Origin of the sequence: Cysteiniphilum sp. 19S12-1 (assembly GCF_052030685.1) — a bacterium.
Lineage (GTDB): Bacteria > Pseudomonadota > Gammaproteobacteria > Francisellales > Francisellaceae > Caedibacter.
Map to the genome: position 1 here is coordinate 105,758 of NZ_JBQAJM010000002.1, position 24,425 is coordinate 130,182.

Here is a 24,425-nt window from a genome sequence, read left to right on the forward strand (position 1 = left end):
CACCGTTAAGCATAGCTGGCCGACTGTTTATTGCAATCTTTTACTTCTTCTACTTCCTAGCGGCGAGCTGCTGCTGGCGTTGAACGCATAGACTGCTTCATTGAACGCTTAACTGCAGCTGCTTTTTTGCGTTTGCGCTCCCATGTTGGCTTCTCATAAAACTCTCTACGACGAAGCTCAGAAACGATTCCCGCTTTTTCACAGCTACGCTTAAAACGGCGCAATGCAACATCAAACGGTTCTGTTTCTCTTACACGTACTGCTGGCATACATCTCACCTCGCTTAAATGCCATCTAAATTTTTCTTAAAATCAATTATCTAATTTATACTCTTTTGATCCATTTCATTGAATACTCTAAAGACAGCTAAAATTAAATGCGCGCTAAGTCTACAAACTTTTCTTTTGAAAGGCAAAGAATTTCTCTATTTTTTATCTTTTTTATCTTTAGGTGCGTCTTGCTTTTTCATTTGTGCTACGACTTGATCCGTCACATCCACCTTCAAATCAGGGGCTGCATAGGCTACTGCTTGCGAGCTTAGGATGAGGCTATATTTACCTTCTTTAGCAACAGACTCTACAGCTGTATTAAAGCTTGCTTGGAAGTCTTGAGCGATTCTCTGCTCTTGCTGCATCTCGCTTTGCTTAAATGCCATTGCTTGTTGTTTGAACTTAGCTTGCTCGCCGGTTAATGCCTTTTGTTGCTTATCCAGATCAGATTTCGTTAATGTTGGCGCATTAGTTTGCAAAGTTTGCATCTTTTCCATCAAACCTTGCTGTTGCTTTTGCAACTCATCCGCCTTTGGCTTTAACTTCGTTTGCAATGCCTGAATACTCTGTTCACCTTGTGGCACTGCTTGATATATCTCAACTGGATTAACCAAACCGATTTTTAGGCTGCTTGCATCTGTCGCAAAAGCTGCACTGGTCACAGCCATTGATGCCAAACCGATCATTGCTAATTTTTTCATATTTACTCCTTACATTTAACTTAAATTTAAAATTTTGATAATAACTTTTCAACTCAAAAGATTAGAACATTTGCCCCAGTGTAAACTGGAATACTTGTGTTGAGTCTCCTGGCTTGGTATTTAATGGTTTTGCCAAGCTAAATGCCATCGCGCCCAATGGCGACAACCATTGGAATTCAACACCCACTGAATAACGCAAGTTAGAGAACGTTGGTGATCTGTCACCTGCAGTTCCTGGCCAAATCCCTGCATTAGTCATATCATAAGTGTTATAGACATTACCCGCGTCAAAGAACACACCCAAACGCATATTGCGGCTATCTTTTAACCCTGGAATTGGGAATAAAATATCCATATTAGTGTAAACATTTAAATTACCACCAATGGCATTACCTTGTTCGGGTTGTGGTGGAGTACCATTTGGCGTATAGGTATCAGAAGGTCCCATCCCCCCTTGAGAGAAGCCACGAACCGAACCCCAGCCTCCACCATAGAAATTCTGGAAAAACGGCAAATATTCCGTCTTACCATAGCCATTACCATAACCAACCCCGCCTTTGACTGAAAGTGTAACATCACCAATAATCGGATGGAAGAAGCCCGCAGAACCTGTGACCTTGTACCACTGCAAATCACTAATTCCCGGAACTGAAGCCGTACCATTTAAGCCTAACGTTGTCCCCTCTGTCGGGAAGAACGCGCGATTCGTTGAGTTATGATTCCAACCCAAATTAACGGTGAAAGTATTAAATGAAGTTTGGTTTCCATTGTTCTGAACAAACCACTGCAAAATACTCGATTTACCACCACTAGGCTGCAGCACTTGCGTGTGATCAACACCACCACCAACACTTATTGAATCAAATGCCGAGGTTGGAATGCTATAGCCTAGATTCGCACCATATTGATTTAAGCGATAGCTGGCAATTGAGGTATCATCATAGTCAGTACGTGATAAATACGTACTAATCGTCTGACTTATCCCTGATTGGGTAAAATACGGATCGGTATACGACATATTCAGGCTTTGATAAACGCTTGATAAATTCGCACCAATTGAAAATTGATTACCCGTACCTTGAATGTTTGGCAATGATAAATTACCACCAATCATAAAGTTATATAGTTGTGAGTAACCAATACTCGCACTTACCGTATTGGCACTTCTTTCTTTAATATCATAATCCATGTTAACCAAATCATCCGAGCCAGGGACAGGGACTTTCTTGACCGTCACGTCTTGGACAAATGGCATTCTTTGTAACTTAATCTTCGATTGATCAATCATCGACTGATTGTAAACACCAGATTCAAAGTATTGCATTTGTCGACGGTAAACATAGTCATTAGTCACATTATTGCCTAGGAAATTAATCTGGTTAATATAAACTTTTTTGCCTGGGTCAATATAGAAGGTTAATGCTACTGTCTTATTATCTTTATCAACCTTAGGCACTGGGTTGACGTTAGCAAAAGCATAACCCTTATCTCCCAAGGCTTGTGTGATTGCCTTAGCACTATCGAGGACTTTTTGGCGTGAGAAGGTGTCTCCTGCTTTAAAGCTAATAAGCTTCTCAAGATCGGCTTTCGCAATAACAAACTTACCTTCTAATGATACTTTAGACACTTTATAAACTTCACCTTCATTCACATCAAAGGCGATAAATGCATTTTCTTTATTCGGTGATAGCGAGGCTTGGTGTGATGTTACTTTAAAATCCAAGTAACCATTATTCATATAGTAATTACTAAGATCTTCCGTTGAAGACTGCATATTGGTTGGTGAGTAATCTGCCTTTGAAGTAAACAATCCCCACAAATTCCAAATTGATGGGGTTTTAAAAGTGATATTATCAAGAAGCTCACTCTGCGAAAATGCTTTATTGCCAATCACATTAATGCGACGCACTGTCGCAGTTTTACCTTCAGCAATATTAATCTTGATTGCCACACGATTACGTGCTTCTTTGATTTCTTGTATATCAACTGTCGTTGAGTAATACCCCATCAATGCATATTGCATCAGTAGTGATTGTTTGACTTGAAATAGGATCTCAGGATTCGCAATATTCCCAACATCAAGACCTGCCTCACGCAAGACTTTTTTCATGTCATCATTTTTGATTTTGTCATTACCGTCAAAGTCAACTGCACTAATTGCTGGACGCTCTGCTACCTTGGCAATTAATGTATGACCGTCTTGATACAGTTGTACATTTTTAAAAAAACCACTGCTATAAAGGGACTTAATTGCCTCATTAGTTTCTGTCGCACCTACTTTTTCGCCCGCGTGAATACCTAAATCACTCAGCACAGTTTCTTTTGAAATACGCTCCAAACCTTCAACTTTTATACTTTTAGCAATAAAGCTATTTTGTGCGTAGACACCAGTAAAGGGCGCGACACCTAAAAGCGTAAGTAACAATGTTTTTTTCAATGACAAGCTCAAGCTAATCTTCCTTTATTTAAATTTTATTTTATTCAATCTTTATCTGCATTTAAAAGTGCCGAAACATGCATGCGTGCCTGCAAATCAATCGCAACGACATCATCAATAGTTTCAGGTTTATTAAATTTTAATTTTTGCAAAACTCGTTCAATATACTCGATTATTTCCAAATATTGTATTTTTTCCGCCAAAAAAGCCTCGACCAACACTTCATTGGCAGCATTTAACACAATTGTTGAGGCATAATCTTGACGCTTTAGCATGTTATACACCAACGGAATAAGCATAAAACGTTGCCCATCCAGCGCATCAAAGCCTAGTGGTTTGGCAGTAAAATCAAGTTTTGGCACATTGATTTTATGACGCTTTGGGTAGTACATCGCATAACCAATAGGTGTTTTCATATCTGGCGAGCCCATTTGCGCAATAAAGCTACCATCATGATATTCAACCATTGAATGGACAATGCTTTGCGGATGAATTAGCACCTCAATTTTTTCAACGGGCACCTCAAATAACCAATACGCCTCGATAACCTCTAGCGCTTTATTCATCATCGTTGATGAGTCAACGGATATTTTACGCCCCATCTGCCAATTAGGATGCGCGCACGCTTCATCTGGTGTGATATCTTTAAGCTCATCCAGAGACTTTTCGCGAAAAGGACCACCAGATGCCGTTAAGATAACTCTGGAGATTATCTCTTGATCATAATGCTTATCTTGATCAGGTAAGCATTGGAAAATCGCATTATGCTCACTATCCACAGGCAAAATCATAGCATTAGATTGTTTTGCTGCACGCATGAAAATCTCGCCCGCAGTTACCAATGCTTCTTTATTTGCTAACAAAATGGTTTTGCCTTTATTAACTGCCGCAAACGTTGGCGCCAATCCTGCAATACCAACAATAGCAGCCATGACCATACCCACTTCCTCAGCACTCGCCACAGAAACAAGTGCCTCTTTGCCATATAGCACGATCGTCTGACAACCTGAGCTCTTAAAGTCACTGCGAAGCTTACTTGCCAAGCGTTCATCGGCAACCACCGCATAGCGTGGGGAAAATTCAAGACATTGCTGATATAACAGCTCAATATTATGATGTGCAGTCAATGCATAAACGTCAAAATCAGCAGGGTTTTCGCGAATAATCTCTAGTGTGTTAACACCAATTGATCCTGTCGCCCCCAAAATCGTGATGACTTTCACGAATTACTCCAACTCGCTGCCATCTTCGCTATCCTGCTCACCTTGCACTGGGCTATCATCTGCTATTGGTGTGTCATTTGCTTCATTCTCTTCATTTTCCAGCATTTCACCATCAAAATCTTCTTCAGATTCATCCTCAGCAACGACTTGCACTGACACTAGCTTCTCATCTGGTTTCAAATTAATCAATTTAACACCCTGTGCTGAACGACCCGTTTCACGCACCTCAGATACACGTGTTCTAATCAACACCCCTTGATCGGTCATTAGCATAATATCATCCGCATCTTCTACTAAACCTGATGCGACAACTAAACCATTACGATCAGAAGTAGAAATTGAGATGACACCTTGTGAACCACGAGCAGTTTTGCGATATTCAGCAACTGGGGTACGTTTACCATAACCATGTTCCGTTGCCGTTAACACCACCCCTTGGTCAGGATCGGTAACAATCACACCAACAATAGTTTGACCTTTTTGAATACGCATTCCACGAACACCGCGCGCTGTTCTGCCCATTGCACGCACATCTTCTTCATTAAAGCGAATCGCTTTGCCTGCGTCTGAGAACATCATAATTTCTTGCTGACCATTGGTTAAATGCACATGCCATAGCTCATCGCCCTCATCAAGGGTTAAGGCATAAATACCACCCTTGCGCGGACGCGAGAATGCTGATAAATCAACTTTTTTAACGGTCGCTTGCTTAGTTGCCATAAAAATATTCCAACCTTCCGTGTATTCAGAGATCGCAAGCATTGCCGTGATGCGCTCACCTTGCTCAAGTGGCAATACATTGTTTATAGGCTTACCTTTAGCTGCACGCCCTGCCTGCGGGAATTCATACACTTTGCTCCAGTAGATTTTACCGGCACTTGAGAAGCACAGCATTGTGTCATGGGTTGATGCAATTTGAAGTTTGTAAACAAAATCTTCTGATTTCATTTGTGTTGAAGACTTACCTCGACCCCCACGTTTTTGTGCATTATAGTCCTTCAATGGCTGTGCTTTGACATAGCCATCATATGAAAGAGTAACAACCATTGACTCTTCAGTAATAAGATCTTCATAGCCTAAATCAAGCTGGGAAGCAATAATCTCTGAGCGACGTGCATCACCAAATTGTGCTTTGACTTCTTGTAGCTCTTCACAGATTACTTCAAGCAAACGTTTAATATCTTTCAAAATCGCAATCAACTCTTCAATACGTAAAAGTAATGCTTTAAATTCATCGAGGATTTTATCCTGCTCTAAACCTGTCAAACGGTGTAAACGAAGTTCTAAAATCGCATCAACCTGTGCTTGTGATAGGAAATATTCATCATTATGTAAACCATAATGTGACGCCAAACCATCAATGCGATATAAATCTTGATCAACCCCTTCAAGCATTTGCGCAACAAGCTTACCAGACCATGAACGGGATAACAGTGCTTCTTTAGCTTCAGCTGGCGTTTTCGATGCTTTAATCAAAGCAATCATTTCATCAATATTTGACAAGGCAATCGCTAAACCTTCTAATAAATGGGCACGCTCTCGCGCTTTACGCAATTCAAAAATCGTGCGTCGTGTTACCACTTCTTTGCGGTGACGAATAAACGCTTCAATTACTTCTTTTAAATTCAATAACTTCGGCTGACTGTCAACCAAGGCAACCATATTTACACCAAAGCTTAACTGCATTTGTGTTTGTGCATATAGGTTATTTAATAGCACTTCAGGCACTTCGCCACGCTTAACATCGATAACAATACGCATACCGTCTTTATCGGATTCATCGCGTAATTCAGAAATGCCTTCGATTTTTTTGTCTTTAACCAGTTCCGCAATTTTCTCAATCAAACGCGCTTTATTCACCTGATATGGGATTTCAGTCACAATAATTTGTTCGCGATCCGTTTTTTTATCGACTTCAATCGATGCCTTAGCGCGCATAATAACCCGCCCTCTGCCCGTCTTATACGCATCAACAATACCGGCGCGACCATTGATATAAGCACCTGTTGGAAAATCAGGCCCCGGAATATACTCCATTAACTCTTCAATGCTTAAATCAGGGTTTTCAATCAAAGCAACCACGCCATCGATCACTTCATTTAAATTATGTGGTGGAATATTGGTTGCCATTCCCACCGCAATACCGGATGAACCATTAACCAATAAATTCGGGATGCGCGTTGGTAACACATCTGGAATCATCTCGGTTTCATCATAGTTTGGCGAGAAGTTAACGGTTTCTTTGTCGATGTCGATTAGTAATGAATGCGCCATCTTCGACATACGCACTTCGGTGTAACGCATCGCTGCCGGCGAGTCACCATCAACTGAACCAAAGTTACCCTGACCATCGACAAGCATATAACGCAATGAAAATGGCTGCGCCATACGCACAATCGTATCATATACAGCCGTGTCACCATGCGGGTGATATTTACCAATCACGTCCCCGACAACACGTGCTGATTTTTTATAAGGCTTATTAAAGTCGTTGCCCAACTCTTTCATCGCAAAAAGAACGCGTCGATGCACCGGCTTTAAACCATCACGCACATCAGGAAGCGCACGTCCAACGATGACGCTCATTGCGTAATCAAGATATGATTGCTTTAATTCCTGCTCGATATTAACCGGGAAAACTTCATTGGCAAATTGTGTTGTCATATAGATATAAACGCTTCAAATATTCTAAAAACTGACGCGAATTATAGCATACTCACCACAACACAGAAATATAAATATCTAGCAATGACACCCCAAAAATAACTTACTTCCAAGCATCATAGTAATGAATCAAGAATAAGTTGCGTCAGTTAGCACCTCTCCCCTTGCGGGAGAGGTCGTGCAGCTTAAGCTGCACGGGTGAGGGAAGTAATTGATGCTCAACTTATTTTTGAATTATTACATATTCATGCGATTAAAAAACGACCTCACCCCCTATCCTTAACTGCCGCTGATAGCCCTGAACCGCAGTAAGAACTTTTTTGTGTCTCTACCTGTGACCCAAAATATGGGAATATTATACGCCCCATTGTCTAGACCACTTTGCAATAAAAGTGGGATATTTTTCTACTGCAAATTCAACTCATCAATTATAGGCTTCAAGCGAATATTTTCGTTTGGTTTTAAACCTGATAATATTTTTAAGTTTAAAATTCACCGTGCTACAATGTGCCTGTACACCACAGCATCCTCTACAAAATGGCAAGTCATATGAGCAGAACAATGAATATAAAACCCCAAAACTACGTTTACTTTTTTGCCATTTTCCTCGTTGGCGTATATGTCTGTGCCTATGATATGTATATCTCAGCACTTCCTTTGTTACAAAATGACTTCGCAGTAAATGTTGGGCAAAGCCAGTTAACACTGACTTTATTTGTTATTGCTGGTGCAATCTTTGCCATACCTGCAGGCCTTATCAGCGATCGTTTTGGGCGCAAGAAAACGCTGATTCTTTATTGCTTAATCGTCATTATTGGCAGTGTTGTTTGCCTGTTATCACAAAGCATTTTTGCCTTTTATATCGGACGTATCTTGCAAGGCATTGGTGCCTCGGGTTTATACATTTTAGCTGTTGCTTTACCCAAGGACATGTTAACGGGCAACACTTATGTAAAAACGTGGCAGAGTTTAACCCTTCTGTTTTATCTAGCACCCTCACTAGCGGGATTCCTTGGTGGCTATATCGTTTATTACGGCGGTTGGGAATGGGTTTTTAATGGTGTTGTTTTGGTTGCACTGCTCGCCCTTATCATGATTGCTATTTATTTTAAAGAGATACCAACCGCAACCACTGAAGGTAAAACTTCAAGTCGCAAGAAATTCTTCAGCATTGTCAGCAACACGCAATTCTTAAGCTATTGCTATATCACGTCAGTGGCATGGGCGGGCATGTCCGTTTTTTATATCTGCACGCCTTATATTGTAATCACAACACTTGGCTTTAATACGATTGTCTATGGTTGGTTGTCCTTTTTATTGATCTTCTTTGGCGCCTTAGCACGTTGGATTAACATTCGTTGGCTTAATGGCTTGATGAGCTATGAGCAGAGCGCTTATAGTTTCTCTTTTGTTGCTGTCTTCAGTGGCATATTGTTTATCAGTGCTTATTTTCTACCGGCACATTACGCCATTTACTTGATCGGTCTAAGTGCGATTTTATTTGGCTTTTCCTCAGCACTTGTGAGTGTGAACACCTCAACAATGGCATTTTTGCTCATCGATAAAAATCACAGTGCTGTCGCCTCGTCAATCTATGGACTTATGATTGACCTTATTGTTGCGCTTGCACTTATCTTTGCTAATTTAATGCGCGCCAATCTCATTCTCTTAGGTGCGATGATTGCTGCCTTTTATATTATTGCTATTGTGCTGCTGATGAAATTCAAAGAGCCTGTAGTCGCCAAAATTCGTGTTTAGTGATTTAGAGTGCAAGCCCTTCCCATCTAAAGTCAATTAAAATACAATGATGCTACTTTACTAAGTTGACTGATACGAGATTATTTTTAATGTCTAAAATCCAAGCCGTGCGTGGCATGAATGATATTTTACCGAGCGATATTTATAAATGGCACTTTTTCGAAAACGCTGTAAAACAAACCTTACACAACTATGGTTATCAGGAAATTCGCCTGCCTGTCGTTGAAAAAAGCGAGTTATTTCATCGCGGCGTTGGCGCAGGCACAGATATTGTTGAAAAAGAAACCTATGATTTTAACGATCGTAATAATGAAGCATTGACTTTAAGACCCGAGGGTACGGCAGGTTGCGTGCGAGCTATGATTGAACATGGGCTTTTACGTAATCAAATCCAAAAGATGTGGTACACGGGCGCGATGTTTCGTTATGAACGCCCTCAAAAAGGACGTTATCGCCAATTTTATCAACTGGGTATTGAGGTATATGGCAATAGTCACATTGCCCAAGATGCCGAAATCTTAAGTCTCACTTGGCAATTATGGCAAGCTTTAGGTTTAGATAGACATGTCACACTTGAGCTTAATAATCTAGGAAGTGCCGCAAATCGCGCTAATTATGTCAATGCGTTGGTTGATTATCTAACACCACTTAAAGATCAGTTAGATGAGGATTCACAGCGTAGACTAGGCAAAAACCCATTGCGCATTCTTGATAGTAAAAATGAAAACACCCAACGACTTTTGGATAATGCACCTAACCTGCATGATTTTCTTGATGAAGATATTAAGCAAGACTTTGAAGCACTTACTAAGTATCTAAGTGCATTAAGTATTCCGTATAGAGTAAATTCACGCCTTGTGCGCGGCATTGATTACTACTGCAACACCGTATTTGAATGGGTGACGGATAAACTAGGTGCTCAAGGCACCATATGCGCCGGTGGTCGTTATGACTCACTTGTAAGCGACCTGCAAGGCCCTGAAACGCCTGCTGTTGGTTTTGCCATGGGTATTGAGCGAATTATTTTACTCCTTGAAACCCTAGAGCTTATTCCTAAGTCAACACAAACGGCAGATATCTATGTGATATCTGATGAGTCATCGATCTTCAAGGCCATGCCAATGATTGAAGCACTACGCAAGTCCTTGCCTCATCTAACCATTGAGCAAAACACCTCGCTAGGTAGCTTTAAATCACAATTTAAAAAGGCGGATAAATCCGGCGCTGTATTAGCATTGGTGATTGCTGAAGATGAAGTTAACAATAACACCTGTGTAATTAAGTTCTTGCGTGAAGACAAAGAACAAGTGACCATACCCCAGGCTGAATTAGCTTCTTACATTCAAAGCCATTACGCCTAATATGATTATTTATGTCGATGCCGATGCTTGCCCTAAAGCAGTCAAAGAAGTGCTGTATAAAGCAGCGCACCAACGCAAAGTCACGTGTATTTTTGTTGCCAATCAACCACTGACACACCCACCATCACCTTTTATCAAAATGCGCTGTGTCGATAAAGGCTTTGACGTTGCTGACAACTATATCGCCAATAAGGTTGAAAGGTCTGATCTAGTGATTACTGCAGATATTCCACTGGCAAAAGAAGTTACTGATCACGACGCAATGGTGATCACGCCTCATGGCAAGCAATATACCAAGGCAAATATTTCACAGACTTATGCCATGCGTAATTTTTTCACTGAGCTACGTGATGCCGGATTAGTCGAGACAAAAACTAAAGCTTTCTCAAGTAGTAATATCAATGCCTTTGCCAATGCTTTGGATCAGCTATTAACAAAACGTGGGTTTGTAAAGCAATGAATTTATACGATATCCCCAAACATGCTGAACATGAATTGTTTGATATTATTCATGAAATCAAAAATGCGCAAAATATTAAAATTGAGCGCATTGTCTCCTATGGACAAACAACGCCCAAAGATACACCCTACATCCAAACACAAGACGAGTTGGTATTTGTTTTACAAGGTCAAGCAACCCTTTTGATGAATGATATGAGTCACTCACTTGCTACAGGCGATAGCCTTTTGATTCCCAGCAATACACCACATTGGGTAACCTCTACATCGAGCTCGCCTGCCACGATTTGGCTTACAATTCATTTTGATAGTATTTAATCACTGGAGTTCCGCACTTATTTCGTCCTGAGCGTGGCCGAAGGGTATATCTCTTATATGAATAATGCATAGATAAGACATTAGCAAAATATAACTATCGCCAAAAACTTGTTTGTCTTACTCCTTTTGCCTCAGGTATACTGATGCAATTTATTTTCTTTTGACAAAAACTTATGAGCTTATCTTCAAGCATCTTACCTAAAAGTATCACCGAAGACTTTACCAAGGCAACGATTTCACGTGCGCACGCTTATTGCAATCAATACTCAATTAAATCATTACAAGCAACATCCGATGATGGCATTAATTTTGTCATTAAGAGTGAAGTTTTTGGCTCTGGTAAAGAGGCCTACTCTCAAAGCATTTTTGTCGATGTGAACTCACGAGCAAAATCACTCTCAAGCATTCTAGACGCTGAGTGTTCATGCCCTGTAGGCTACTTTTGCAAGCATATTTATGCTGTATTATTTATGTTTAATAAATCATTAGCTGAACGCTTAAAAGAACCCTATGCACTTACTCCTGTTGCAGCGACAAAATCTGTTAGCGCGAAACCGACAAAAGAAGCTAAAAGCCCAACCTCCCATTTTGATAAGGTCGCATTTGAACGCCAGTTTAATGACAATATACGCCTTGAAAAAAGCGCTCTATTATCTCAGGGCAAAGCACCTTCTAACTTAGTGATTGCCTATCAGCTTGTTTCCTTTAAAGAAGGAAACCAATTGTCTTATCGGATCGAGGCTAGCTATGTGCGCGTCTTAAAAAGTGGTGATGGCTATGGCAAACCACAAAGTGCTAATCTTGGCAATATTGCTGCCGGATATGCTAAATATCCAGATTGCGCCGATATGAAAGACTTAGAAATACTCAAATACCTAAGAGCATATATTGACCGCTACACGGCTAAATTACCTCATTTAAGCGGAGAATATGGTGCACAGTTCTTAAAGCTGCTTATTGAGACTGAGCGTTTTTTTATTGGCGATATTGTCATGGGCAAACACTGCACCTTGGCGCCAGATGCCAAACTTAATATCGACTGGAGTGAGGTCAACGGCACATTTCGCTTTAACGCACAAATCAATGGCAAAACAAATACCAAAATCGTACCAACGACGCCTGCTTTTTACATTGATGGCAATAAAATGGGGCAGATTGTCAGTGACATTCCTGGCAATCAATTGCTACTCCTTAATACACTTAAAGATATCTCCAAAGATGATATGTCATTTGTTCGTCATACCATTGAGAAATCAACACTTAGTAAGCAAATCAAATTTCCAAGCAAAGTCAAAAAGCTTAAAACTGAAAAAATCACGCCTAAGGCAATTGCCCACTTTAGCAAAGGGTCATCAGTAAACTGGCCACATTATGGCTTCTTTGCTGAAGTGAGCTTTGACTATGATGGCACACGCTTTGAGCCACATGAAAGCGGCACACACATTATTGAGCATAATGGTCGCTTGATTGAAAAAGACATAAAATTTGAAAAAGCTAAACTTGAAACACTAACTGCATTTGGTTTTGATAAATCAAGACGTGCTTATTTTGGCTATGGCAATCAAACGCAAAAGCCTTTTGGTGAGAGCTATATTTTAAATGCCAACCCTTATCTTGAACCAGAAGAACAGTGGGAAACTTTTTATCTTGAAGACCTAGAGGACTTTAAACTTTCAGGTTGGCAAGTTGAGTTTGATGATGACTTTGCTCATCACTATATTGTTGCCGATGATATCGACATTGGTATTGAAGAAGGAGCGCAAAATGATTGGTTTAATGTGCACCTAACTGTTAATCACAACGGCAACACCATCGATCTGCAGCCCCTGATCATGCAATATCTACAAAAAGGACTCAATAAACAAGAGCATGACCTCGTCGCCATCGTTGATAAAAATCACCGTTTAAAAATTGATTACAGCATCATTGAACCGGTTATTAATTCATTATTTGAATTAAACGATGAACGTAGCGGCACACTAAAGCTCTCGAAATACCAAATTGGTGCATTGATGAGTCTTGAAGAGCAATTGGGCAAAAGTGGCGCGATTGATTACAGCAAAGCTCATGCTTTAAAGCGCTTTGTTGACTCACTGAAAGATACTACCAAGTTACCACTTTTGGATACCCCAAAAGCAGTTCAAGCCACCTTGCGCGATTATCAACGCTATGGGGTCAGTTGGATGGATTTCTTATCCAAACATGAAATGGGCGGCTTATTAGCTGATGATATGGGACTTGGTAAAACCCTGCAAACGTTAACTTGGATTCAATTGCAACACGACAATGACAAGGATTTCGGCACAAGTTTAATTATCGCTCCGACATCGGTTGTCGGCAATTGGATAAGAGAAGCTGAGAAATTCACACCCAAGCTTACCATTTTACTATTGCATGGTTCTGAACGTAGTGAGCATTATGATTCACTCCTTAACTATGATATTGTCGTAACCAGCTACCCACTCATATTAAAAGATGAAGAAATTCATCGTCAGAACACCTATAGCGCACTGATTTTAGATGAAGCTCAAACGATTAAAAATGCCAAAACAAAACAAGCGCAAAGTATTTTCACCCTTTCAGCAAAACATCGTTTTTGTTTAACTGGCACACCTCTGGAGAATCATCTGGGTGAGTTATGGTCACAATTTAACTTCTTAATGCCAGGCTTTTTAGGCAATCTCAATCAATTTCATAAACACTTTAAAAACCCCGTTGAGAAGCATCTAGATACTGATCGCTTAAATATCCTAAAAAGCCGTATTGCACCCTTTATGCTTCGACGCACTAAAGCCTTAGTTGCTAAGGATTTGCCCGAAAAAACCGAGTCTATTGAAATTATTGAGCTACCCAATACGCAAAAACAATTATATGAAAGTGTACGCATGACCATGGAGAAGAAAGTGCGTGAGCTCTTGAAAAAACAAGGACTTGCCAAGAGTCATATCCATATTCTTGATGCATTGTTAAAGCTGCGCCAATCATGCTGCCACCCGCAATTGGTCAAACTCGACAGCGCCAAGAAAGTTCATGAATCAGCGAAACTTGATTATTTACTAGAAATGCTGATCGAGCTTACTGCTGAAAAGCGCAAAGTACTGGTGTTCTCACAATTTGTTGAGATGCTGGATTTAATTGGGGTTGAGCTTGCTAAAAATAAAATTCAACATGTACAGTTAACCGGGCAAACCAAGCATCGCCAAAAACTCATTGATGACTTTAGTAACAACCCTGACATCAGTGTTTTCTTAATCAGCTTAAAAGCCGGCGGCACTGGCTTAAACCTTGTTGCAGCTGACACTGTTATTCACTTTGACCCGTGGTGGAATCCAGCCGTTGAAGCTCAAGCCACTGATCGGGCTTATCGTATTGGTCAAGATAAACCCGTTACAGTTTATAAGCTTATTGCCAAAGACAGTGTTGAGGAAAAGATCCTTAAACTTCAGCAGAAAAAAGCTGATCTTGCTAGTGGCCTTTACAACAAAGATGGACAAGCTGACTTCAAACTCAGTGAAAATGATTTATTAAATTTGTTTGAACCGATTATTTAATGTTTTACATTTTGCCAAAAGAAAAATTTAAAATCTGATGTAGATCAATCTCAAAATCAATTTATTTTGCATCTGCAATACTTAGAAAAATTAATACATCTATAAAGTTTTTAAATTTCTCTTTTTTTGAATCATACAATAGACTGCCAGATATCAAAACAATCTGGATAAACACATGAAGAAGTTAATGCTACTTTTAAGTGCCACTTTATGCATAAGCCTTGCCAATGCTGGACATAAGGTAGGTGAACAAGCCTGTGATATGCATGCTTTTTCACGCTATCAAGCCAATGTATTTATTCATAAAGATTTAAACTTTGACAGCTCGTCTAGCATTACTCTAGGCAACCCTGAGGCAAGCAAAGTCATCACTCAATTCTGTGACTACTCAAAGCTTGCCTGTTTAGAAAACATAACTACGCTATTAACGCTTACAAAAGATAAAGATCTTAAAATAAACATTTACCCCATTGGCACAACACAAAGCCCTAATGCATCGCAGTATTTAGCTTTTACTTATCACGTGGGCGGGGTGGAGCTCATGCAAGAATTTTTGCACGAGCTCCATAGTTTGGTTAAATCAGATAAGGTTATTGATCAAAACGCTTTGTCTGATTTAATGATCAATTTAAACATTAATGAAACCCCATATCTTAAAGATATGGTTGATCAAGAAATTAAAGATAATAATGCTTTAGCAAAAACCGCAGGCGTAACTCACTCACCGAGTGTCTATGTTTATCAACACAATGCAACTGAAGTAAGTCAAGTTTACTTTTCCGAATATCAAGATGTGCCTGAGTATATTATCAAACGCGCACTGGGTTATTTGGCATGAACGTTGGCTGAGCGTAAGTCGAAGCCAATTATTGTTTTACGCCTTCCCTTCGACTTCGCTCAGGGAACGGCTAAAGCATAAAGCGCGTTGACCTCGACTCACGCTCAGCCAGCGCTTACACAGCAAAACTAGGGTAAGAGCTTCTGTAAAATGCTTTGTGGACAGTATATTACCTCTCCCCTTGCGGGAGAGGTCGTTGAGCTAAAGCTCAATGGGTGAGGGGTAATTAAAACCCCTGCCTATTGCAGTTTCAACCCACTGGCTTCAGCTGCTTGATACATCACTTCAGTACCTAGCTTTTGACTGATTTGATCAAAAACACTCAATGGCTTGGTAAAGTTAACCACTTTCATATTATTAAATTGCTCACGTTGCAAACTATCAACTGAGGCGAACCCATCAATCAAACCATACTTCTTAGCTTGCACACCTGAAAATGGCATGCCTGAGAATATTTTATCTTCTTGTTTTTTATCAAGGCGATCGCCGCGCCCTGCTTTAACCGCATCAATAAACACTTGATGCGTTTCAGTCAGCATTGCCTCCATTTCCGACACTTGTGAAGCATTTTGTGGTTCAAATGGATCTAAGAAGCCTTTATCTTTGCCCGCTGTATATAGTCTGCGCTCAACACCAATTTTCTTTAATAAGTCAACAAAACCAAAGCCACCGGCTCTAACACCAATCGAACCAGTAATTGTCATTTTATTGGCATAAATATCTTTTGCACCTGACGCAATATAGTATCCACCTGAAGCACAGACATCTACACATACCGCATATAACGGCGTCTTAGGATATTTGTTTTGTAAATAACGCATATGTTCATAAATATCATCAGATTGCACTGGCGAGCCGCCTGGGCTATTGATCTGCACAATCACCGCTTTCGTGCTTTTATTCTTAAATGCCGCATCTAAGCTGTCGTTAATGCGTGTTGCATTGGCATTACTATCATCGGCAATCACACCATCAACCTTAACTAGAGCAATATGATTTTCATTATTAACTGGTTTACTGCTAAAGCTTTTCATTAAAATGCCAATTATAACAATAGCAACAACCAACCAACAAAAGCGCCAAAATATGCGCCAACGACGGGCTCGGCGTTGTTCTAGAAGATAAGCATCAGCGATGCGCTGTAAATGTTCAGACATATGATTTCCTTATTTGTTAAAAGAGGTATAAAAAGACCATAGGCTTAATGGTAGATGATTTGGTAGAAAAATACAGCTTAGTTTATGCTTTCTCAGTAATAATTGTTTTAATCGCAAGCTCTTGTAGCTGCTCATTTGAGACTTCCGCAGGCGCCTCTGTCATCAAGCAACTGGCTGTTTGTGTCTTAGGAAAAGCGATCACATCACGAATATTGGTCGTATGGGTGATTAACATGGTTAAGCGGTCTAAGCCAAAGGCAATACCACCATGAATTGGCGCGCCATACTGCAAAGCGTCTAGTAAGAAGCTAAACTTCTCTTTGGCTTCTGATTCATCGATCCCTAATAACTCAAACACCGTTTGCTGCATTTGTTGATCATGGATACGAATCGAACCACCACCGACTTCATAGCCATTGATAACCATATCATAAGCACGAGATAAAGCTTTTTCAGGATGTGACTTAAGCTCATCCACATTATCCACTTTTGGCGCAGTAAACGGATGATGTAATGCATAAAGCCGACCATCTGCCTCTTCAAACATTGGGAAGTCAACGACCCATAATGGCGCCCATGCTTTGGTGTGTAGTTTAAGATCTTCACCAATTTTAACGCGTAGCGCGCCCATTGAATCATTGACAATATTGGACTTACCCGCACCAAAGAAAATAATATCACCATCTTTGGCTTCTGTGACCTCAAGCACTTTTGCCAATGCTTCATCTGAGAGATTTTTGACAATTGGTGATTGCAGCCCTTCTTTGCCTTTCGCCATCTCATTGACTTTGATATACGCCAAGCCTTTAGCACCATAGATTCCTACAAACTTGGTATAATCATCAAGCATCTTGCGTGTCAACAGTGCATTGCCATTAGCTAAACGCATTGCAATGACACGTGAGTTTTGATCATTGGCAGGTGCTGAAAATACTTTAAACTCTTCATTTTGCATAATGTTTTTCACATCGATGAAGTGCAATGGAATACGTAAATCAGGCTTGTCTGAACCATATTTAGCCATCGCCTCGGCATAGCTGATCACTGGAAATTGTGATGGGAAGTCTGCATCTGCCGTTTGTTTAAATAAACGACGAACCATATCTTCCATCAAATTCATTAATGTATTTTCATCGATAAATGATGCTTCAATATCAATCTGAGTAAACTCAGGCTGTCTATCAGCACGCAAATCCTCATCACGAAAACATTTAACGATCTGATAATAACGATCAAAACCAGATACCATTAATAGCTGTTTAAACAACTGTGGTGATTGCGGTAACGCATAAAACTTACCGTGATGATTCCTACTTGGTACCAAGTAATCACGTGCGCCTTCTGGTGTTGCCTTAGTTAAAAATGGCGTTTCAATATCTAAAAACCCATGCTCATTTAGGTATTGACGGACAAATTGTGAAATACGTGAGCGCTGAATCAAGCGATGTTGAATCTCAGGACGTCTTAGATCAATATAGCGATATTTCAAACGCACATCTTCACCGACATGTTGATGCTCATCCAATTGGAATGGAATGGTTTTAGCACGATTAATAAGCTCCAAGCTTTGACCAATAATTTCAATCTTGCCACTAGCTAAGTTATTATTTTCCTGACCAAGAGGGCGAAATTTAACAAGACCCTTGGCTTTAATGACATACTCATGGCGCACATGATCCGCCTGTTCAAAAACGCTTGCATTTTCTGGCTCATAAACCAATTGCACAAGACCCGTTCGATCACGGATATCTAAGAAAATAACACCACCATGGTCACGACGACGGTGCACCCATCCACATATTTCAACGGTTTTATCAACCAGAGACTCATTCACTTCTGAACTATAATGACTACGCATTTTTTATCCTTTAAATAACACAACATAACAAAGACATATAAGCCGATAAGCATATACAAATATGTGACAGATAACAATTATTCAGACTGGGAGTTTTGCAAATTTATGTTTTAACACTATTGAATTGAATTAAAAGCCGGCATGCCCAAGCAGAAACGCTTCTTCCTCATCGCTCGAGACTCGCCCTAACTGTGCATTACGATGCGGGTAACGTCCAAATTGATCAATAATGGCTTTATGCGCTATTTCATACTCTAAACTTTGGCTATTGCCTAACTTGGTATAAAGCATCAATGCCTGTTGATGGACAAGCTTTGACTCACTATGCATATAGGGCAAATAAGCAAATGAACGCTCACTATCACTTAATGTTTGATCTAGCTTCAATAGCACCAGCTCTTGTGCTAACACTAAAGCCAATGAATCATAGGCAAAAGCTTCTTTTGTATTTCTAAAAATGTTGCGTGAAAACTGATCTAACACAATAATTTCAGCCAAGCGCCCCTGTGCTGTTTCGCGCCATGCAAACAACTCACCATGAGATGCCGCTGTGTGAACCATTAAAAATCGATCTTTAATGGTTTGATCTAATGCATCACTCTTTGCAAACCAGTCTTTTGCAGTTAGCTCGTTGAACCAAAAGTCTAAAACCTCTTGATAGTGCATACAATGCCCTCTTAAGTTTATGGGTTTTAAAAATAATGCGTTGAGTGCTTGATTTGTAACGTTGCTTGCAACACCAATGCATCCTCATAGGTTTCACCAACGCGATAATAGTTCTTACGAACTGAGATTTCTTCAAAGCCATATTTTTTATAAATGCTAATCGCTGGAATATTGGTGACTCTGACCTCTAAAAATAATTTCTCAATCTGTTTATAAGATAAGTGGTTCATCAAATAGGCCAATAGTTTTTGCCCAAAACCTTGATGTTGATATGATTTTGCCACTGAAAAATTAAGAATCTCTGCCTCATCAAAAATCACTGAAATAACTGCAAAAGCAATCAGCTGATGATTAAGGTCAAACAAACCCCACGTCTCTGTATGCGCAGATAAGATACTGTCTTTCATTTGCGACGCTGACCATGGGTATTCAAATACCTCACGTTCAATATCCATCATCTGTGGTAAATGGTTTTCACCTAGTGGCAAAATCTGATACTGCATAAAGATTCATCATGGTTTGTTTCTTCACCTCTGCACAACTGAGTTCATCAATTTTAAGTGCATAGCACCTATCATGCAAACTTTGATTTAACAAGGTTTTTAACGTCAAGTTTTCATCATAGAGAATTATCGTACTTGAGGCTATATTTTTTTCTGTTTGCGCTTGATCTTTTTCAATAAAGCATACCGAAAATTGTGTAAACATCGCATTTATAAGCGCTTTAACACAATCTCGTTGTTCCAAAGTGGATATAATCACACTCAGTTTATTCGCAATAATATCTGTCTTGTCTGCTGATGGCTCGTCTTTATTAACGGGATTATCTTTAGCATACCAACGCGCAATGGCTAAATGCTTTAATATTGCAGCTTGCCGTTCATCTTCAGTCATGCAAATTAGATCCCAATGCTCGACAACAGGTTACAAATAGAACGTACGGTATGTGTAAGTTTAGGATGACTTACTTCATATTCAATGATTGCCTGCTCAAGATCGCTAAAATCTGCTTCTTTAGGGTCTTGCAGCTTACTCATTTCTACTTTTTGCTTAGTTAACGTAGCAATTTCAAGTGCTTGCGCTTTCTCACTCTCTGGTAAAGATTCTAACTCCGTTTGTAACTGATCTAATAATTCGGATAAATACTCAGTATCATCAAAGTTTAATTTATCTGACGTTTTAAGAATCTCTTTGATTTTAGCGATTGTATCTTGTGGCATAGCTTGCTCCTAGCACCTTTAGTTTGATTTTATTCTAGGTGTTAAGCGCCTGTTTGACAATTAACTTACTGGGAATAAGTTAATTTTATTTTGACAGCGCAAAATACTATCGTAATTATGAATACTATAACGCTCAACAAGGCGTTTACATACTTCAATTGCCTTAAATGAATTACCATGTTTATCTAGGCGCGGCGAGTAAATCGCAATCCCCATCAAATCAGGAACAATAACATAAATACCACCAGATACGCCACTTTTAGCAGGCAGTCCAATCGAGAACGCCCACTCACCGGAATAATCGTACATGCCACATGAATACATTAATGATAAGCAATTTTTGACTGTCTCTGGCTTAAAGATTTCCTCTTTTGTCACGGCACAACTGCCGGCATTGGCAAAGCTTGCCGCAATCGTTGCTAAAATCTCACTATTAAGCTCAATCGAGCATGCCTGAAAATATAAATTCAGTGTGCGATGCAAATCGGTATTTTTTGGAAAAGCTTGATGTTCGCGCATGAAATAACCCAAGGCATAATTGCGATCTGCTGTTTCTTTTTCCGAGTTATACACTGCATTATTAAACGTAATTTTCTGACTATCCGATAATTTATAAAGCGCTTGCATAATATGATTAAATCGCTCTGCCGGATTGGATTTACGCTTGATCATCGAGCACGACATCATTGCGCCGGCATTGATCATTGGATTATGTGGCAAACCCTGATCATTTAATGTTAATTCATTGAAGTTCTTACCACTTGGCTCACGCCCGATATGTTTATGCACATAACTCAATCCATTTTCCTCTAATGCCAAGCCATACAGCACGGGCTTGACCATTGATTGCATACAAAAGCGTGACTTAAAGTCACCAATACTAAACTTTCTACCATCAACTGTGCACACAGATATTGCAAACTGATCTGGATTAACCTTTTTAAGCTCAGGGATATAGCTTGCCACTTTGCCTTGCTGATTGGATTGTAAACTTGCATGGATATCGCTTAGATAAGCACAGAATTCTTGGAATTTTTCGTCAGAAATCATTATTTTAATTTTATATTTTAGCCATTGAAAATACAGCTTATTCTATACGTATCATCTGCTATTTGATAGCGCTTATTGCTTAAACAATGACTAAATTAAATCACTCAACGGCAATTGAGTACTAACAAAACTCTTCTACTAATCTGAACATTCCCATTTTTATCAAGCACTATGCTCACTTCATGGAAGTTAGCCTAAGCAACCTTCGGTGATAACCTTTTTGGAATGTTTTCAGTATAAAGCATATTTTTGCTTGAGGGTTGGTGATATTTCCCGATAGTATTTATACACTCATGCTTAACCGTACTAGCCATTGAAATCTAACACCTATTTATCCACAAACAAATATCCATTATTGCGACTATTAAGCTATATGCGCGGTTATCGCAAGGATTATCTTTTAGCACTCTTATACTCAACACTCAACAAACTTTTTGACATCTTCCCTGAAATTCTCTTAGGCGTCGCTGTTAATATGGTGGTATCACGCCAAGATTCATGGATTGCACAAATAACTGGGGTGCATTCATTATTTTCACAATTATTAATCTTAGGTTTGCTTACCTTTCTCATCTGGGCATTCGAGTCGTATTTTCAGTATTTATATAGCCTGAAATGGCGTAATCTCGCACAAAATGTTGAACATAAACTGCGTACTGACGTCTACGGACATATTCAAAAAGCCAATGTCCAACAGATTGAAGCAACCTCAACTGGTCAAATGATTGCAACGATTAATGATGATATCAATCAGATGGAGAGATTTCTGGAAGATGGTGTTAATCAAATTGTACAAATTGTTGTTTCTACTGTTTTCATTGGTATTGTGTTTTTATTTGCTTCCCCTTTAATTACATTGCTTGCTATTGTGCCCATTCCATGCATTATTATTGGTGCATTCTATTTCCAGCATCGTTTAGCACCTCGGTTTTTAGAAGTACGTCAAAAGGCTGCTGAAATCAGTGGTGATTTACAGCGTAATCTACTTAATCTCTTAACCATTAAAAGCTATACCACCGAAGAGTATGAAGCACAACGCATCGAAAAAGCCAGTGCCAATTATCAAACGGCTAATCGCAAAACCATCCAAATTAGCTCGATGGTAACACCGGTTATTCGTATGTTTGTCTTAACTGGCTTTTTGTTTACACTGCTGATTGGTGGCTATCAAACATTTCATGGACAAATGAACGTCGGTGTTTTTAGTATGCTGATTTTCTTATCCCAACGCCTGCTATGGCCTTTCAACAATCTTGCTGTAGTCACAGTTGACTATCAACGTGTCATGGCATCAACAACACGTGTCCTTAATTTGCTGACTTGGTCAACTGAAGAACTAAGCAATAAAGCAACATTGAAAACAATACCCAACCACCAAGATATTGTCTTAGATCATGTTACTTTTGGCTATGACGATGATGCGCCCATCTACCAAGATTTGAATCTACGCATTAACGCACAACAAACCACCGCATTTGTTGGCGAATCAGGCTCAGGAAAAAGCACATTGATTAAGCTTATGTGCCAATTTTATGCGCCTCAATCTGGTGCTTTAAACTATGGCACTGACAATATTCAAAGCTTTGATTTATCATCATGGCGTCAACAGATTGCTTTAGTGAGTCAGGATAGTTTCTTATTTGATGGCACGATCAAAGAAAACATTGCCTATGGCTCTTTTAACGCCGATGATGAGACGATTACGCATGCGGCTAAAGTTGCAGGACTGCATGAATTTATTATGCAATTACCCAACGGTTACGACACCGATGTTGGGCAACGCGGTTTATTACTATCTGGTGGGCAGAAACAGCGCATTTGTATTGCACGAGCAGTTTTAAAAGATGCGCCGATTTTAATTTTGGATGAGGCAACCTCCGCTGTCGATAATGAAACCGAGCTTGCTATTGTAGCGTCCCCAACTATTTGGCGTTGATAGTCCCACGGTGAATGCGGGAGTTTTTTTGACTACTTTAAGGCCTTATTATCTGATTAAGAAGGCAGGGATGATTCGTATGTTAAATCGATGGGATTGCCTGCGTCTATAGTTGATTCTTCAAATGACAGTAGTCTAGGGCTTCGCTCGCAGGCTCGCTTATAAAGCCTTCGCTTTACCGCTTCCTTGCGGTTGATAACAGATATTACCCACGAGATTATATGACATCTGTCAGAAGGATTTATTTGATGTAATGTTGTCTGAAGGCATTAACGCATGCTTTCGAGGACTTCTTCAAGAATATCACTTGAGATATGATTTAAGTTACGGGCGCAGGCAACTTCCAAACAATTGGTCACGACATTATAAATGTGCCTTGGCAAACATTGTGTTGCTTCCATTAATACGCGTAGATCACTATCAGCCAATAGGCGTGTCGTACATCCTGCCGACTTAAACCCATGATCAATAAATGCGGTAAAGTCCTCAAACTTGCTAATACGTTGCAACTCATGCCAAATACGTACTCTCGAGTTCAATGCCTCAAAGCGTGATTGCTTGAGCTTACTTGCAAGCGCTTTATTGCCAACCAACCAAAGGGTTAGCATATCCTCAGCATCGTATTGAAAGTTAAGAAACGAAGCTAAATCATCCAGAAACTCAGCACTTAATGCCTGTGCTTCATCAATGATAATAATCGGCAGTACATGACGCTGTTGCTTGAGTGTTTGTAAGTGATGTTTGATGTTATACCATAAATCGCTGCGGCGATGGCTTAACTCAACACCTAATGCGCGCGCAATCAAACGGTAAAGCTCAGTGCGAGAGAAACCTGTTTCGCAAATATAAATAAACTGATGACAATTGGGGTTTTGTACTTGTTGCTGAATATGTCGTAAGGCAGATGTTTTGCCAACGCCATAATCACCCGTTAATACACCAACACCAGGCAAGTCTAA

At 39.8% G+C, this 24,425-nt stretch carries 20 protein-coding genes; 7 read left to right on the forward strand and 13 right to left on the reverse strand.

Annotation, left to right across the window (positions count from 1 at the left end; genetic code table 11):
* Positions 1 to 56: 56 nt before the first annotated feature.
* The 5 genes from rpsU to gyrA all read right to left on the reverse strand — a co-directional run bounded on the left by rpsU (position 57) and on the right by gyrA (position 7,294).
* On the reverse strand, positions 57 to 269 hold the full coding sequence (gene rpsU / locus ACTS4L_RS01225) for a 30S ribosomal protein S21 (RefSeq protein WP_117002909.1): 213 nt from the start codon (positions 267 to 269) through the stop codon (positions 57 to 59).
* A gap of 155 nt (positions 270 to 424) precedes the next feature.
* Positions 425 to 970 (reverse strand): OmpH family outer membrane protein, encoded by a 546-nt coding sequence (locus tag ACTS4L_RS01230; RefSeq protein WP_440616172.1) that lies wholly within the window; start codon positions 968 to 970, stop codon positions 425 to 427.
* Positions 971 to 1,031: 61 nt separating this feature from the next.
* On the reverse strand, positions 1,032 to 3,419 hold the full coding sequence (bamA, locus tag ACTS4L_RS01235) for an outer membrane protein assembly factor BamA (RefSeq protein WP_440616174.1): 2,388 nt from the start codon (positions 3,417 to 3,419) through the stop codon (positions 1,032 to 1,034).
* Between the two features lie 32 nt (positions 3,420 to 3,451).
* On the reverse strand, positions 3,452 to 4,630 hold the full coding sequence (gene ispC, locus ACTS4L_RS01240; RefSeq protein WP_440616175.1) for a 1-deoxy-D-xylulose-5-phosphate reductoisomerase: 1,179 nt from the start codon (positions 4,628 to 4,630) through the stop codon (positions 3,452 to 3,454).
* Positions 4,631 to 4,633: 3 nt separating this feature from the next.
* Positions 4,634 to 7,294 carry a DNA gyrase subunit A gene (gene gyrA / locus ACTS4L_RS01245; protein ID WP_440616176.1) on the reverse strand — a complete coding sequence of 887 codons (2,661 nt, stop codon included), beginning with the start codon at positions 7,292 to 7,294 and terminating at the stop codon, positions 4,634 to 4,636.
* A 561-nt stretch (positions 7,295 to 7,855) separates the two neighbouring features.
* On the opposite strand from gyrA, the gene ACTS4L_RS01250 reads away from it, so the two are divergent.
* The 6 genes from ACTS4L_RS01250 to ACTS4L_RS01275 all read left to right on the forward strand — a co-directional run bounded on the left by ACTS4L_RS01250 (position 7,856) and on the right by ACTS4L_RS01275 (position 15,579).
* The gene (locus ACTS4L_RS01250) at positions 7,856 to 9,052 is read left to right on the forward strand and encodes an MFS transporter (RefSeq protein ID WP_440616178.1); all 1,197 of its coding nucleotides are present in this window, start codon (positions 7,856 to 7,858) and stop codon (positions 9,050 to 9,052) included.
* Positions 9,053 to 9,141: 89 nt separating this feature from the next.
* Positions 9,142 to 10,413 carry a histidine--tRNA ligase gene (hisS, locus tag ACTS4L_RS01255; RefSeq protein WP_440616180.1) on the forward strand — a complete coding sequence of 424 codons (1,272 nt, stop codon included), beginning with the start codon at positions 9,142 to 9,144 and terminating at the stop codon, positions 10,411 to 10,413.
* Position 10,414: 1 nt separating this feature from the next.
* Complete coding sequence (locus ACTS4L_RS01260) at positions 10,415 to 10,873, forward strand: YaiI/YqxD family protein (protein ID WP_440616181.1); 459 nt, start codon at positions 10,415 to 10,417, stop codon at positions 10,871 to 10,873.
* Positions 10,870 to 11,190: a cupin domain-containing protein gene (locus ACTS4L_RS01265; RefSeq protein ID WP_440616183.1), complete on the forward strand. Its 321-nt coding sequence runs from the start codon at positions 10,870 to 10,872 to the stop codon at positions 11,188 to 11,190. Before ACTS4L_RS01260 ends, ACTS4L_RS01265 begins: the two co-directional genes overlap by 4 nt.
* 173 nt (positions 11,191 to 11,363) lie before the next feature.
* Positions 11,364 to 14,741, forward strand: coding sequence for a DEAD/DEAH box helicase (locus tag ACTS4L_RS01270; protein ID WP_440616184.1), 3,378 nt, complete (start codon positions 11,364 to 11,366; stop codon positions 14,739 to 14,741).
* A 175-nt stretch (positions 14,742 to 14,916) separates the two neighbouring features.
* Positions 14,917 to 15,579 carry a hypothetical protein gene (locus ACTS4L_RS01275; protein WP_440616185.1) on the forward strand — a complete coding sequence of 221 codons (663 nt, stop codon included), beginning with the start codon at positions 14,917 to 14,919 and terminating at the stop codon, positions 15,577 to 15,579.
* A gap of 239 nt (positions 15,580 to 15,818) precedes the next feature.
* On the opposite strand, the gene ACTS4L_RS01280 is transcribed toward ACTS4L_RS01275, so the two are convergent.
* The 7 genes from ACTS4L_RS01280 to glsA all read right to left on the reverse strand — a co-directional run bounded on the left by ACTS4L_RS01280 (position 15,819) and on the right by glsA (position 21,530).
* Positions 15,819 to 16,736 carry a S49 family peptidase gene (locus ACTS4L_RS01280; RefSeq protein WP_440616186.1) on the reverse strand — a complete coding sequence of 306 codons (918 nt, stop codon included), beginning with the start codon at positions 16,734 to 16,736 and terminating at the stop codon, positions 15,819 to 15,821.
* Positions 16,737 to 16,818: 82 nt separating this feature from the next.
* A complete protein-coding gene (aspS, locus tag ACTS4L_RS01285) occupies positions 16,819 to 18,594 on the reverse strand; it encodes an aspartate--tRNA ligase (RefSeq protein WP_440616188.1) in 1,776 nt (591 codons plus the stop codon).
* A gap of 129 nt (positions 18,595 to 18,723) precedes the next feature.
* On the reverse strand, positions 18,724 to 19,260 hold the full coding sequence (locus tag ACTS4L_RS01290) for a DUF924 family protein (RefSeq protein ID WP_440616189.1): 537 nt from the start codon (positions 19,258 to 19,260) through the stop codon (positions 18,724 to 18,726).
* A 26-nt stretch (positions 19,261 to 19,286) separates the two neighbouring features.
* Positions 19,287 to 19,763, reverse strand: a complete 477-nt coding sequence (gene rimI / locus ACTS4L_RS01295) for a ribosomal protein S18-alanine N-acetyltransferase (protein WP_440616190.1) — start codon at positions 19,761 to 19,763, stop codon at positions 19,287 to 19,289.
* Positions 19,735 to 20,154 (reverse strand): hypothetical protein, encoded by a 420-nt coding sequence (locus ACTS4L_RS01300; RefSeq protein WP_440616191.1) that lies wholly within the window; start codon positions 20,152 to 20,154, stop codon positions 19,735 to 19,737. Before ACTS4L_RS01300 ends, rimI begins: the two co-directional genes overlap by 29 nt.
* Positions 20,155 to 20,159: 5 nt before the next feature.
* On the reverse strand, positions 20,160 to 20,480 hold the full coding sequence (locus ACTS4L_RS01305; RefSeq protein ID WP_440616192.1) for a DUF4404 family protein: 321 nt from the start codon (positions 20,478 to 20,480) through the stop codon (positions 20,160 to 20,162).
* A gap of 60 nt (positions 20,481 to 20,540) precedes the next feature.
* Positions 20,541 to 21,530 carry a glutaminase A gene (gene glsA, locus ACTS4L_RS01310; protein WP_440616194.1) on the reverse strand — a complete coding sequence of 330 codons (990 nt, stop codon included), beginning with the start codon at positions 21,528 to 21,530 and terminating at the stop codon, positions 20,541 to 20,543.
* 373 nt (positions 21,531 to 21,903) lie between these two features.
* Between glsA and ACTS4L_RS01315 the strand changes: the two genes are divergently transcribed.
* Complete coding sequence (locus ACTS4L_RS01315) at positions 21,904 to 23,466, forward strand: ABC transporter ATP-binding protein (protein WP_440651620.1); 1,563 nt, start codon at positions 21,904 to 21,906, stop codon at positions 23,464 to 23,466.
* 269 nt (positions 23,467 to 23,735) lie between these two features.
* Here ACTS4L_RS01315 and ACTS4L_RS01320 read toward each other — a convergent pair.
* The coding region (locus ACTS4L_RS01320) for an ExeA family protein (protein WP_440651622.1) at positions 23,736 to 24,425 on the reverse strand (690 nt) is incomplete at its 5' end.